Origin of the sequence: Paraburkholderia hospita (assembly GCF_002902965.1) — a bacterium.
In the GTDB taxonomy this organism is placed as follows: domain Bacteria; phylum Pseudomonadota; class Gammaproteobacteria; order Burkholderiales; family Burkholderiaceae; genus Paraburkholderia; species Paraburkholderia hospita.
This window is the reverse complement of sequence record NZ_CP026106.1, coordinates 660,905-673,947: the sequence shown is the minus strand read 5'-3', so window position 1 is coordinate 673,947 and position 13,043 is coordinate 660,905. Positions and strand designations below refer to the sequence as shown.

The 13,043-nt window shown below is 63.0% G+C and carries 9 protein-coding genes; 3 read left to right on the top strand and 6 right to left on the bottom strand.

What is annotated here, in order from left to right; all coding sequences use genetic code 11:
- The first annotated feature begins 54 nt into the window (after window positions 1-54).
- Window positions 55-1,338 carry a 4-aminobutyrate--2-oxoglutarate transaminase gene (locus C2L64_RS21475; RefSeq protein ID WP_007587875.1) on the top strand — a complete coding sequence of 428 codons (1,284 nt, stop codon included), beginning with the start codon at window positions 55-57 and terminating at the stop codon, window positions 1,336-1,338.
- 805 nt (window positions 1,339-2,143) lie between these two features.
- Entirely contained in the window at window positions 2,144-3,610 is a 1,467-nt protein-coding gene (locus C2L64_RS21470; RefSeq protein ID WP_007587874.1) for an NAD-dependent succinate-semialdehyde dehydrogenase, read from the top strand.
- A 712-nt stretch (window positions 3,611-4,322) separates the two neighbouring features.
- On the opposite strand, the gene lipA is transcribed toward C2L64_RS21470, so the two are convergent.
- The 5 genes from lipA to C2L64_RS21445 form a co-directional block, all read right to left on the bottom strand.
- The gene (lipA, locus tag C2L64_RS21465) at window positions 4,323-5,297 is read right to left on the bottom strand and encodes a lipoyl synthase (protein WP_007587871.1); all 975 of its coding nucleotides are present in this window, start codon (window positions 5,295-5,297) and stop codon (window positions 4,323-4,325) included.
- 2 nt (window positions 5,298-5,299) lie between these two features.
- The gene (locus C2L64_RS21460) at window positions 5,300-6,412 is read right to left on the bottom strand and encodes an acetoin dehydrogenase dihydrolipoyllysine-residue acetyltransferase subunit (protein ID WP_007587870.1); all 1,113 of its coding nucleotides are present in this window, start codon (window positions 6,410-6,412) and stop codon (window positions 5,300-5,302) included.
- A 15-nt stretch (window positions 6,413-6,427) separates the two neighbouring features.
- Complete coding sequence (locus C2L64_RS21455) at window positions 6,428-7,432, bottom strand: alpha-ketoacid dehydrogenase subunit beta (protein WP_007587869.1); 1,005 nt, start codon at window positions 7,430-7,432, stop codon at window positions 6,428-6,430.
- Window positions 7,433-7,471: 39 nt separating this feature from the next.
- A complete protein-coding gene (locus tag C2L64_RS21450) occupies window positions 7,472-8,449 on the bottom strand; it encodes a thiamine pyrophosphate-dependent dehydrogenase E1 component subunit alpha (RefSeq protein WP_007587868.1) in 978 nt (325 codons plus the stop codon).
- Between the two features lie 75 nt (window positions 8,450-8,524).
- Window positions 8,525-9,643: an ATP-NAD kinase family protein gene (locus C2L64_RS21445; protein WP_007587867.1), complete on the bottom strand. Its 1,119-nt coding sequence runs from the start codon at window positions 9,641-9,643 to the stop codon at window positions 8,525-8,527.
- A gap of 452 nt (window positions 9,644-10,095) precedes the next feature.
- On the opposite strand from C2L64_RS21445, the gene C2L64_RS21440 reads away from it, so the two are divergent.
- Window positions 10,096-12,045: a sigma-54-dependent Fis family transcriptional regulator gene (locus C2L64_RS21440; protein ID WP_007587866.1), complete on the top strand. Its 1,950-nt coding sequence runs from the start codon at window positions 10,096-10,098 to the stop codon at window positions 12,043-12,045.
- A 19-nt stretch (window positions 12,046-12,064) separates the two neighbouring features.
- Here the strand turns inward: C2L64_RS21440 and C2L64_RS21435 are convergent, their stop codons facing one another.
- A complete protein-coding gene (locus C2L64_RS21435) occupies window positions 12,065-13,036 on the bottom strand; it encodes a helix-turn-helix transcriptional regulator (RefSeq protein ID WP_007587865.1) in 972 nt (323 codons plus the stop codon).
- Window positions 13,037-13,043: the final 7 nt, after the last annotated feature.

Sequence of the window (13,043 nt, the reverse complement as noted above, 5' to 3'; positions counted from 1 at the left end):
GCATGTGCCGCGATGGACGCGAGCGCCCGAACGAACCCCAAACAGGAGATCTCCGTGAAGAATGCTGAACTGAAGAGCCGCAAGGACGCCGCCACCCCGCGCGGCGTGGGCGTGATGTGCGATTTCTACGCTGCGCGCGCCGAGAATGCGGAACTGTGGGACGTCGAGGGCCGCCGCTACATCGATTTCGCGGCGGGCATCGCGGTGTGCAACACGGGGCATCGTCATCCGAAGATCGTCGAGGCTGTGCGCGCGCAACTGGACAACTTCACGCACACGGCTTATCAGATCGTGCCGTACGCGTCGTATGTCGAGCTGGCTGAGAAGATCAACCAGCGCGCGCCGGGCGACTATCCGAAGAAGACGGCGTTCTTCACGACGGGCGCCGAGGCTGTCGAAAACGCGATCAAGATCGCGCGCGCCGCGACGGGCCGTCCGGGTGTGATCGCGTTCACGGGCGGCTTTCATGGCCGCACGATGATGGGCATGGCGCTGACGGGCAAGGTCGCACCGTACAAGCTGAACTTCGGCCCGTTCCCGGGCGATGTGTTCCACGCGCCGTTCCCGAATCCGCTGCACGGCGTGACGACGGCGGATTCGCTGAAGGCGATCGAATTCCTGTTCAAGGCAGACATCGATCCGAAGCGCGTCGCGGCGATCATTTTCGAGCCGGTGCAAGGCGAAGGCGGTTTTTATCCGGCGCCGGCCGAGTTCGTGCGCGCGCTGCGCAAGCTGTGCAACGAGCACGGCATTCTGCTGATTGCTGATGAAGTGCAAACGGGGTTTGCGCGTACGGGCGAGCTGTTTGCGATGCATCACTACGACGTCGTGCCCGATTTGATGACGATGGCCAAGAGCCTGGCGGGTGGCATGCCGCTGTCGGGCGTCGTCGGACGTGCGGATGTGATGGATGCTGCTGCGCCCGGCGGGCTGGGCGGCACGTATGCGGGTAATCCGTTGGCGGTGGCTTCGGCGCTTGCCGTGCTCGATATCATCGATGAAGAGAAGCTCTGCGAGCGGGCTGTTTTGCTTGGCGATCGGTTGAAGGCGCGGCTGACCGCGTTGCAGGCGGAAGTGCCGCAGATTGCCGATGTGCGGGGGCCGGGCGGTATGGTTGCTGTTGAGTTCTGTAAGCCTGGTACTTCCGATGCGGATGCTGATTTTACCAAGCGGGTGCAGACGCGGGCTCTTGAGCGTGGTTTGTTGCTGCTCGTTTGTGGGGTTTATTCGAACGTTGTTCGGTTCCTGTTCCCGCTGACTGTGCAGGATGCTGTTTTTGATGAGGCGCTTTCTATTCTTGAGGAAGTGCTCAAGGAAACTGTGGGCGTGACTGTCTGATCTTTTTTTGCCTGCGGCGGCTTTTTTGAAGTCGCCGTTTTTGTTTGTGGTTGGTCTGCGACGCTGAGTGGTTTGCTTTGGTTTTTGCTGGCATCCGCGTTTTGTTAGCTTGCTTCAAGCGTCGCCCCTGTGCGGGGCGGCACCTACTTTTCTTTGCCGCCGCAAAGAAAAGTAGGCAAAAGAAAGCGGCTCACACCGCTAACTCTTCTTGTTGCCTGAGGGCCCCCAACCGGTCCCACGCTTCACACGGCAGCGCCCCCGATTCACGTTCGTTGCCAACGCTTTGAATAAACGCATCACCCGCTTCAACCGCCCGCACAAGTGCTAGCGGCAGCGAATGGTTACCGCCGCCCAGGTGGCAAACTGTGTGTAGGTAGCCGCGACGTATAGGGTAGCGCTCTTACAGGGTGGAACGCGTGCGTTACCGGTCCGAAGTGAGGCGTGTGAGGTGCTACGGCCTACACACAGTTTGCCACCTGGGCGGCAGTGGAATATCTGGCACGGCATGTGGCGACGCGGGCGCATGAAGCGGGTGAGGCGCACCGCAAGAGCGTTGGCAACGAACATGAGTCACGTGGTCGCCGTGTGAAGTGTGGGACCCTTTGGGGGCCCTCAGGCAAGAATAAGGATTGGCGGTGTGAGCCGCTTTCTTTTGCCTACTTTTCTTTGCGGCGGCAAAGAAAAGTAGGTGCCGCCCCGCACAGGGGCGACGCTTGAAGCAAGCTAACAAAACGCGGATGCCAGCGCAAAGGCCGAAACAACCAAACCAGCGTCGCAGACATCAAAGCCCAAAGGACGAATCAAAATGACCGACTTGCGTAGCAAACTAAAAGACCCTTCCCTGCTGCAAAGCAAGGCGTATCTCAATGGCGAATGGCAAGACGCCGACAACAAGGAAACGTTCGAGGTCTTGAACCCGGCAACGGGCGAACTGATCTCGCAGGTGCCGCGAATGGGCGCACAGGAAACCCGCCGCGCCATCGAAGCGGCAAACAAAGCCTGGCCAGCATGGAAAGCAAAAACCGGCAAACAGCGTGCAGAAATCCTCCGCAAGTGGAATGACCTGATGCTGACCAACGCCGACGACCTGGCGTTAATCCTGACCACAGAACAAGGCAAGCCCCTCGCCGAGGCAAAAGGCGAAATCTCCTACGCAGCCTCGTTCCTCGAATGGTTCGGCGAAGAAGCCAAACGCGTCTACGGCGATACGATCCCCACCGTCGCGAACGACAAACGCATCGTCGTCACGAAGGAACCCGTCGGCGTCTGTGCCGCCATCACGCCGTGGAATTTCCCCGCTGCGATGATCACCCGCAAGGTCGGACCCGCTCTCGCCGCAGGCTGCCCGATCGTCGTCAAGCCCGCTGAAGCGACGCCGCTCTCCGCGCTCGCGCTCGCCGTGCTGGCAGAACGCGCAGGCGTGCCCGCCGGCATCTTCAGCATCGTCACCGGCGACCCGAAACCGATCGGCGGCGAAATGACCAGCAACGCGACCGTACGCAAGCTGTCGTTCACGGGTTCGACGGCGGTGGGACGTCTGCTGATGGCGCAGTGCGCGCCGACCGTCAAGAAGGTGTCGCTGGAACTGGGCGGCAACGCGCCCTTCATCGTGTTCGACGACGCCGATCTCGACGCAGCCGTCGAAGGCGCTATCGTGTCGAAGTACCGCAACAGCGGTCAAACCTGCGTCTGCACGAACCGCTTCTACGTGCACGACAGCGTCTACGATGCGTTCGCCGAAAAACTCGCCGCAGCCGTGACCAAGCTCAAGGTCGGCTTCGGCACCGAGCAAGGCGTGCAGCAAGGCCCGCTCATCAACGAGGCGGCCGTGCTCAAGGTCGAATCGCATATCGAGGACGCACTCGGCAAAGGCGCGCGCGTCGTCACGGGCGGCAAGCGTCATGCGCTCGGCCACGGCTTTTTCGAGCCGACCGTGCTCGCCGATGTCACGCCGGACATGAAAGTCGCACGCGATGAAACCTTTGGCCCGCTCGCGCCGCTGTTCCGCTTCTCGTCGGATGCGGAAGTGGTCGAGATGGCGAACAGCACGGAATTCGGGCTGGCGTCGTATTTCTATAGCCGCGATATCGGTCGTATCTGGCGCGTGGCAGAAGCGCTCGAGTTCGGCATGGTTGGCATCAACACGGGAGCGATCTCGAACGAGGTTGCGCCGTTCGGCGGCGTCAAGCAGTCAGGGCTTGGGCGCGAAGGCTCGCATTACGGCATCGATGAGTATGTCGTGATCAAGTACATGTGCATGGGCGGGGTTTGATTTTTTTGTCTGCGACGCTTTTTGGTTTTTGGTCTTCGGCCGGCGTCGCAGGCATCCGCGTTTTGTTATCGTGCTTCATGCGTTGCCCCTGTGCGGGGCGGCACCTACTTTTCTTTGCCGCCGCAAAGAAAAGTAGGCAAAAGAAAGCGGCTCACACCGCCAATCCTTGTTATTGCCTGAGGGCCCCCAAAGGTTCTTACGCTCCACATGGCAACGCGCCTGTTCGCGTGCGTTGCCAACATTCTCTCTATTCGCCTCACCCACTTCATCTGCCCGCGTCGTGGCACGCCACGCCAGATAGTCCGCCGCCGCCCAGGTGGCAAACTGTGTGTAGGCTTGCGCGCCTTATACGCATCACTCCGGACTAGATAGCAAGGTTGGTGTTTCTGGTAAGAGCGCTAACCTGTACGGTACGACAACCTACACACAGTTTGCCGCCTGGGCGGCAGAAACCATTCGCTGACGCCTGCCCGTGTGCGGGTGTCTGAAGCGGGTGAGGCATCCGTTCGAAGCGTTGGCAACGAGCGTCGATTAGCGTGTTGCCGTGTGAAGTGTGGGGACGTTGAGTGCCCGTGGATAAGAACATGGGCTGGCGGTGTTAGCCGCTTTCTTTTGCCTACTTTTCTTTGCGGCGGCAAAGAAAAGTAGGTGCCGCCCCGCACAGGGGCGACGCGTGAAGCAAGCTAACAAAACGCGGATGCCAGCCACAAAATCAAGTAAGAACAGTATCCCCCGCATGATAAGAAGACCGCACCAGCGGCCCCGCTACGACCTCGCGAAACCCCAACTTCAACCCCTCCTCTCTATAAACAGAAAAAGTCTCCGGCGCGACATAGCGCTTAACCGCCATATGAAACCTCGAAGGCGCGAGATACTGCCCAATCGTCAGCACATCCACATCATGCGCACGAATATCCCGCATCGTCTCCAGAAGTTCGTCATCACTTTCGCCAAGCCCGACCATCAAGCCCGACTTCGTGACCACTGAAGCATTCGCCTCCTTCACCCGCCGAAGCAACGTCAAAGACCCGTGATAATCCGCGCCCGCACGCGCCGCACGATACAACGAAGGCACCGTTTCGATGTTGTGATTGAAGACATCCGGCCACGCCGCCGACAACGCATCGAGCGCCCGCTCGACACGCCCGCGAAAATCCGGCGTCAACACCTCGACGCGAATTCCCGGCACGCGCTCACGCAATAGCGCAACGCAGCGCGCAAAATGCGCCGCGCCGCCATCGCGCAGATCGTCGCGATCCACCGACGTAATCACCACATACCGCAACCCCAACGCAGCAACGGCATCGGCAAGCCGCGCCGGTTCTTCGTCGTCGAGTGGCAGCGGGCGACCGTGCGCGACGTCGCAGAACGCGCAACGCCGCGTGCAGATGCCGCCCATGATCATGAACGTCGCCGTGCGCTGCGCGAAGCATTCGCCGATATTCGGGCACATTGCTTCCTCGCACACCGAATGCAGACGATGCTCGCGCAGTATCGACGCCATGCCCGCCACCGTCTCGCTCATCATCGGCCTTGCACGCAGCCATGCGGGCTTCGGCAGCGCGCTGCCCGGTTCGGGCGGCACGACCTTCACGGGAATGCGCGCGAGCTTGTCGCGGCTCCTCAAGCCGTGCTGTCCTAGCGCGGTGACGCTGTCGTGGGTGGACGTCTGCGGCGCGGCTTCCATCGTCAGGCTCCGAAGAAGTCGTTGAGCAGGCGGTTCACCTCCGATGCCGACTCCATCTGCACCATATGCCCCTTGCCCGGCAGCACATGCACGCGGATATCGCCGGGCAGCCCTTGCGCGTGGCTCGCGGGAATGATCTGGTCCAGCTCGCCCCAGATCACCAGCGTGCGCGGCGCGAGCTTGTCGATGCGATCGCGATAGCTGCGCTGCTGCGCGCCATCCTTGAACGCCGACGCCGCGATCTTCTGCAAGCTCTCGCCCACACCTTCGAGCCGCTTGTACTTGACGATATCCTCGACCAGTTGCCGCGTGACGAGCGAACCGTCGGCGAACAGTTTCGTCAGATGCGGCTTCAGCGTATTGCGGCTGTTGCCCGACACGAATCCGTCGATGTACTCGCGGTTGATCTCGTCGCCGAGACCCGCACCCGCGATCAGCGAAAGCGACGCCACACGCTGCGGCGCTTTCGCTGCAACCGTCATCGCGACGAGACTACCCATCGAATGCCCGACGAAATGCGCGCGTTCGATACCACGATCGTCGAGAAACGCGATCACGCTGTCGGCCAGTTCATCGGCGCTGCCCGACTCCACTGCTTTCGTCGATTCGCCATGCCCCGGCAAATCCAGCGCATACACCGTGCGATGCTCAGCCAGGTCCGCGTGATTGAACAGCCAGTTGTTCAGATCGCCGCCGAAACCGTGGATCAGCACAGCCGGCGTGCCGCCGTCGCCGATTTTCAGGTAGCGAATGGTGCGCCCGCCGATCTGCGCTTTCTCCGGCTGCGGTCCTGCATCTGCGGAATCGGCGGCGAGCGGCACGAAGTCGCGCTGGAACGCTTCGACGGCTGCATCGATGTCCGCGTCCGCCTCCTGTTCATCGGCGACCACGCCGAGCAACGCGCCGACGGGCAGCGTGTCGCCTTCCTGCGCGACCTGCCGGCGCAGCGTGCCGTTGAACGCGCACTCGACACCCGAAGCGATCTTGTCGCTTTCGACGTCGAGCACTTCGTCGCCTTTCCCCACCGTATCGCCAATCGACTTCAACCAGCCGTTGACCTGCCCCTGCTGCATGGACAGGCCCCACTTGGGCATCGTGATCATGTGAATCGACATTGCTCAGTTCCTCGCTCAGTGTCGCGTTGCTTTGACGGCTGCGGCAATCTTGTCCGCCGACGGGATATACAGGTCTTCCAGCACGCCCGAGAAAGGCGTGGGCGTATGCGGCGCGGTGACGATCCCGACGGGCGCCTTCAGCGAATGAAACGCCTTCTGCGCGGCGAGCGCAGCGATATCGGTGGCGATCGAACAGCGCGGATTCGCTTCATCGACGACGACCAGGCGGCCCGTGCGCTCCAGGCTTTCCAGAATCGTTTCTTCGTCGAGCGGCGACGTGGTGCGCAGATCGATCACCTCGGCCTTGATGCCTTCTTTCGCGAGGCGGTCGGCGGCGTCCGTGGCGTAGTGCACCATGCGGCCATACGTGACGATGGTCACGTCGTCGCCTTCGCGCACCACGTTCGCTTCGCCGAACGGAATCGCGTACAGCTCTTCGGGCACGTCGCCTTCGCGGGTGTACAGCAGCTTGTGCTCGCAGAAGATGACGGGGTCGTTGTCGCGGATCGCCTGGATCATCAGGCCTTTCGCGTCATAGGGCGTCGATGGGCACACCACCTTGAGACCGGGCACATGCGTGAATAGCGACGTCAGCATCTGCGAGTGCTGCGCGGCAGCGCGCAACCCGGCGCCCTGCATCGTGCGGATCACGACGGGCGTGACGGCATTGCCGCCGAACATGTAACGGAATTTCGCGGCCTGATTGAAGATCTGATCGAAGCACACGCCCATGAAGTCGATGAACATCAGTTCCGCGACGGGGCGCATGCCCGCCGCCGCCGCGCCGACTGCTGCGCCGATGAAGCCGCCTTCCGAAATCGGCGTGTCGAGCACGCGGCCCGGGTACTTGTGAAAAAGCCCTTTCGTGACGCCGAGCACGCCGCCCCATGCGTCCTGTTCACCCGGCGAGCCGGCGCCGCCCGCGTTGTCCTCGCCCATTACGATGACGCTTTCGTCGCGCGCCATTTCCTGACTCAGTGCTTCGTTGATTGCCTGAGAGTATGTGATCTTGCGTGCCATGTCTGTCTCCTTGTTTGCCTAAAGGTGATCGCAATGAAATTACGGATACGACACGTACACGTCTGTCAGCAGATCGGCTTCCGTCGGCAGCGGCGCGGCTTTCGCCTTCTGGACGGAATCGTCGATCAGCACTTTCACATCCGCATCGATCTTGCTCAGATCGTCGGATGACAGCATCTCCGCGCGCACCACGCGCTCTGCGAAACGCTTCAGGCAATCCTTCTCGTCGCGCAGCTTCTGCACTTCGCCCGGCGCGCGATACGTCTGCGCATCGCCTTCGAAGTGGCCGAAGTAACGCGACAGCTTCACTTCGACGAGCGTCGGCCCACCGCCGCCGCGCGCGCGTTCGATCGCTTCGCCCAGCGCTTCGTGCACCGCGAAGAAATCGAAGCCATCGACGATCACGCCCGGCATGCCGAAGCCGCTCGCGCGGTCCGCGATGTTGTCGGAGGCGACGGACCATGTCGACGACGTCGCTTCCGCATAGCCGTTGTTCTCCGCGACGAAGATGGCCGGCAAGCGCCACACGCTCGCGAGGTTCATCGATTCGAAGATCGTCCCCTGGTTTGACGCACCGTCGCCGAAGAAGCACACGCCCACGCCGCCCGTTTTCTTCAGCTTCGCCGCGAGCGCCGCGCCGCACACGAGCGGACCGCCCGCGCCGACGATTCCGTTCGCGCCGAGCATGCCCTTCGACAGATCGGCAATGTGCATCGAGCCGCCCTTGCCCTTGCACACGCCCGTCTGCCGGCCGTAAATCTCGGCCATCATCCCGTGCACGTCGACGCCCTTCGCGATGCAGTGGCCGTGGCCACGGTGCGTGGTCGCTACGTAATCACGGTCGTTCAGATGCAGGATCGTGCCGACGGCCGATGCTTCTTCACCTGCATACAGATGTACGAAGCCGGGAATCTCGCCCGTCGCGAACTCGACGTGCAGGCGCTCTTCGAACTCGCGAATGGTGCGCATCAGCCGGTACGCTTCCAGCAGTTTTTCCCTGCTCAACTGATTTGACATGGTGTGTCTCCTTGATGATGTCGATCGTTACAGCAACGGGTGCGGATGGGCTCCGCGTGATTGAATGAACTCCCTTTATTTCACGTGTGCTTGTGTGTGCATAAGGGTTCGCATCGAAGCGCCCGCCATCTCGCGCATCAACTGACGCGACGCTGAGAAGCGAAGCGTGCGGCTCACGTCTACGGTCAACGGGCCACTCCAGTCGAGCGAGATTTCATAGCGGTCGTCACGCTCGATTTCGATCTCGCGCTCGCCGTCGAATGCGAGCGTGCCGTGGCGCGCGTCGATGGGCAGCCAGTCGCCGAGTTCGAAGCGCTCGCAGGTCCGCATCGTCACCTGATCGATTCGGCCGGGCGCGATGGGCGCGAAGATAGGCACCCCGTCGGGAACACCGTCGCCATTTGCAAAGCCATGCTCGTCGCGCAGCGCGAACGTGAGATGCAAGCCATGCGGCGCCGTGCGCTCGACGGGCGCCCACGCGCCGCCTATCGACGACAGCCCGATGCCATCGGGTGCAGCGAAGGTGAGAAACAGCGACTCGATATCCGACGGCTCCGACACGGCCCGCGCGCCGACGAAGCGCTGACGGCTCACGCACACATCGACGAGCGCGATCTCTTCGCGTCCGCGATTCGGCCCCGCGACGCAACGCACGACGAGCCGTTTGTTGCGCGTCAATGCGACATCGGGCGGCACGACGCCCGACGCGACCAGGGCGCCCGCCATGCCCGCAACGGTCGCCTCGCGCATGTCGGGAAATGCGTTGTTGGTGCCCGTCGAAAGCGTCAGCAGCGGCACGCCACCGCAATGCGCAGCCACCGCGCGATGCGTGCCGTCGCCGCCGAGCACGGCAATCAGTTCGACACCTTCGCGCACCATATGCGCGGTGCCGGTGTGCGTATCGGTGACGCTATCGGTGATGGGCAGATCGACGAATTCGACTTCGGGCCAGCGCTCGGCCGTGCCCGTCGCCGCGTGGATGTCGATTGCGCGCAGCAGCAGCGCAGCAACGCCCGTGCGATCGCGCAGCGTCAGCACGCGATCGACGCCAAGCGCGCCGAGTCCCGCGATCAGACGCACGACCATGTTGGCCTTTTCGGCTGTCGGAAACACGGACGCGTGCGTCGTGAGGCGGCGAATGTCGCGACCCGACGCGGGGTTCGCAATCACGCCGACGGTGATGGACGATGCCACTGGCTTGTCTCCGTTGTGTTTGTCGAGAGCGGTTTGCGTGTCGCATGCAAAGCCGTTTCGTGTGACGAGCATTACTGCAACAGCCATGCCAATCGCTCGACGAGCACGCGAAGAACGCGGAAAGCCTTGTGTGGAAAGCTTTGCGCGGCATGGGCAACGCGCCGTCGCAAGCACGGCTCGTGTCGCATGACGCAGTGCACATGGCGCACATCGCGCCTTTCACCGCACTCACGGCGCGGTGACGCGACGCGCATGCATTGCGGCATCGAACGAAGCGCGTCTCACGGCTGTCTCACGCATAGGTGAGACGATCGTCTCAGGTGTCTCGCGTGTTGCAATGCAGTGTGATTACGCGGGCGGGATGTGCTACAAGAAGGTCCGGCAGAAGGCATCACCACAGGGACCAGCGCGATTCATCCACCGGTATCGTCCGTTATAGACGGGAGCCGACCATGCCTTACGTCTCTCAAACGCAGCACGTCGACCGCGTGCGCGGCGCCATCGAAGGACGCCTGCCCGCGCCCGCCAATTCGTCGCGTCTCGTGTCGTCGTGGCAGCGTTCGTATGAGCAATACCAGCTCGATCCCAGCTCGGTGATCGGGCCGCGCGTGCTGACCACGTCCGAGCTGCGCGAAGTGCAAGGCAAGGAAGAAGCGTTTCTGCGCGCGTCGGGCCAATGCCTCACGCGTCTGCACGACATGATCCGCGTGGCCGACTACTGCGTGATGCTCACCGACGCGCACGGCGTCACGATCGATTACCGCATCGACCGGGACCGGCGCGGCGATTTCAAGCATGCAGGTCTTTACATCGGCTCGTGCTGGTCGGAACGCGAGGAAGGCACGTGCGGCGTCGCGAACGTGCTGACAGATCTCGCGGCCATCACCGTGCACAAGACCGATCACTTTCGCGCGGCGTTTACGACGCTCACCTGCAGCGCATCGCCGATCTTCTCGCTGACGGGCGAACTGATCGGCGTGCTCGATGCGTCCGCCGTGCAATCACCCGACAACCGGGACAGCCAGCGGCTCGTGTTTCAACTGGTGCGCCAGAGCGCGGCGCTGATCGAAGACGGCTACTTCCTCAATCAGACCACGCAGCATTGGGTGATCTTCGGTCACCAGAGCCGCAATTTTGTCGAGGCGCAACCGGAAGTGCTGATCGCATTCGACGAATGCGGCAACATCGCCGCGTCGAATCGCAAGGCGCAGGAGTGCATCGCAGGCTTGAGCGGGCCGCGTCACGTCGACGAAATCTTCGATACGTCCGCCGTCCATCTACACGATGTAGCACGCACCGATACGATCGTGCCGCTGCGTCTGCGCGCGACCGGCGCCGTGCTGTACGCGCGGATTCGCGCGCCGTTGAAGCGCACTTCGCGCGTCGCGCCCGTCGTGTCTTCGGCGAGCGCCGTCAACGCGTCGTCCGATGCGCACGCCGACACGAGTCTCGATGCGATCAGCCGTTTTCTGCACAGCCGCGACTCGCGCATCGCGCGCAATGCGGAAGTCGCACTGCGCATCGCGGGCAAGCATCTGCCAATTCTGATTCTCGGCGAAACAGGTGTCGGCAAGGAAGTGTTCGCGCAGGCGCTGCATGCGTCGGGCGCGCGACGCGCCAAGCCGTTCGTCGCCGTGAACTGCGGCGCGATCCCCGATTCGCTGATCGAAAGCGAGTTGTTCGGCTATGCGCCCGGCGCGTTCACGGGCGCGCGCAGCCGCGGCGCGCGCGGCAAGATCGCGCAGGCGAACGGCGGCACGCTGTTCCTCGATGAAATCGGCGACATGCCGCTCAATCTGCAAACGCGCCTGTTGCGTGTGCTCGCCGAAGGCGAAGTGCTGCCGCTTGGCAGCGATGCGCCTGTGCGCGTCGATATCGACGTAATCTGCGCAACGCACCGCGATCTCGCGCGCATGGTCGACGAAGGCACGTTCCGCGAAGACCTGTTCTACCGGCTGAGCGGCGCGACGCTGCACATGCCGCCGCTGCGCGAGCGCGCCGATGTGCTGGATGTCGTGCGTGCCGTGTTCGATGAAGAAGCGCAAAGCGCGGGACATGTGCTCACGCTCGATGCGCGTCTCGCCGAGCGGCTTGCGCATTTTTCGTGGCCGGGCAATATCCGGCAACTGCGCAACGTGCTGCGCTATGCGTGCGCGGTGTGCGATGCGACGCGCGTCGAGTTGCGGCACGTGTCGCCCGATGTGGCGGCGTTGCTCGCGCCGGATGAAGCCGCGCCGCGCCCTGCGCTCGCCGGCCTCGACGACGAGCGGGCGCGTATTGTCGATGCGCTCACGCGGCATCAATGGCGACCGAACGCCGCGGCCGAAGCGCTCGGCATGTCGCGCGCGACGCTGTATCGGCGGATTGCGAAACTGGGGATCGTCGGGCCGCATCGGAGTTGATGCGTTCGAACGGTCGTAGTCAACCCGCGTTGAGCGTCGCTATCTGCTCGCCGAGCTTGCGCAAGCGCTCGCGCAATTCCGGCGGATCGAGCACTTCGACATGACCGGCCAGGCCGAGCAATTGCTCGGCCGCGTAGCCGAGCTGCTCGACGGGCAAGGTTACTTCCTGCCAGCCGTCCTGCTCCGAGGGCGGCGCGATCTGCGCCTGTTCGACGGCAGCCGCGCCGAGGCGATGCAGACGCGTCATGCCTTCCGGCGACAGCCGCAATCGCGCGGTGTGCTTCAGCAGGCTCGTCTCGAATGAAGCAACGGCCGCTGTCCACTCGTCGCGCAGATCGAAATCTTCCGGGCGTTCGAACGTTTCGTCATGCACCGTGAGCTGCGCGATGCTCGATACGCGATAGGTGCGCAACTGCGTGCGCACGCGCGTGACCAGATACCATTCGCCGCCCTTGAGCACCAGCCCGAGCGGATCGCGCACGCGCACGCCCTCGTTTTCGCCGCTGGCGTTCCACGTGCGGTATTGCATCGATATGCGCTTCTGCTCCCACACGGCGCCCGCGAGCATCGTCAGCCACGGTGTCGGCGAGGGCCGCTGATACCAGCCGACGGGATCGATATGCAGCCGCGAGCCGATGCGCGACGTATCGGGCGCGGCATCGGGCAGCGCGGTGACGAGCTTTAGCTGCGCGGCTCGCAGCTGCTCCGACAGACCGAGATCGGACGCCGCGCCCGTCAGCCCGGCAATCGACAGCGTTTCCGCTTCGACCCTCGTGATGCCCGTCAGTTTCGCGCGATATCCGTCGAGCAATGCGAAGCCGCCGCCCGGCCCGCGATCCGCGTAAACGGGCACGCCCGCCGCGCTCAACTGGTCGATATCGCGATACACGGTGCGGATCGACACGTCGAATTCGTCGGCGAGGGCCTGCGCGGTCACACGGCCTTTCACCTGGAGCATCAACAGCATCGAAACGAGTCGGCTCGTCGCCAATTTTTGC

What these genes read in the sequence shown, in the direction of transcription:
- C2L64_RS21470 (WP_007587874.1), top strand. Translation starts at nt 2,144, where the DNA reads ATGACCGACTTGCGTAGCAAACTAAAAGACCCTTCCCTGCTGCAAAGC.
- lipA (WP_007587871.1), bottom strand. Translation starts at nt 5,297, where the DNA reads ATGGAAGCCGCGCCGCAGACGTCCACCCACGACAGCGTCACCGCGCTA.
- C2L64_RS21460 (WP_007587870.1), bottom strand. Translation starts at nt 6,412, where the DNA reads ATGTCGATTCACATGATCACGATGCCCAAGTGGGGCCTGTCCATGCAG.
- C2L64_RS21455 (WP_007587869.1), bottom strand. Translation starts at nt 7,432, where the DNA reads ATGGCACGCAAGATCACATACTCTCAGGCAATCAACGAAGCACTGAGT.
- C2L64_RS21450 (WP_007587868.1), bottom strand. Translation starts at nt 8,449, where the DNA reads ATGTCAAATCAGTTGAGCAGGGAAAAACTGCTGGAAGCGTACCGGCTG.
- C2L64_RS21440 (WP_007587866.1), top strand. Translation starts at nt 10,096, where the DNA reads ATGCCTTACGTCTCTCAAACGCAGCACGTCGACCGCGTGCGCGGCGCC.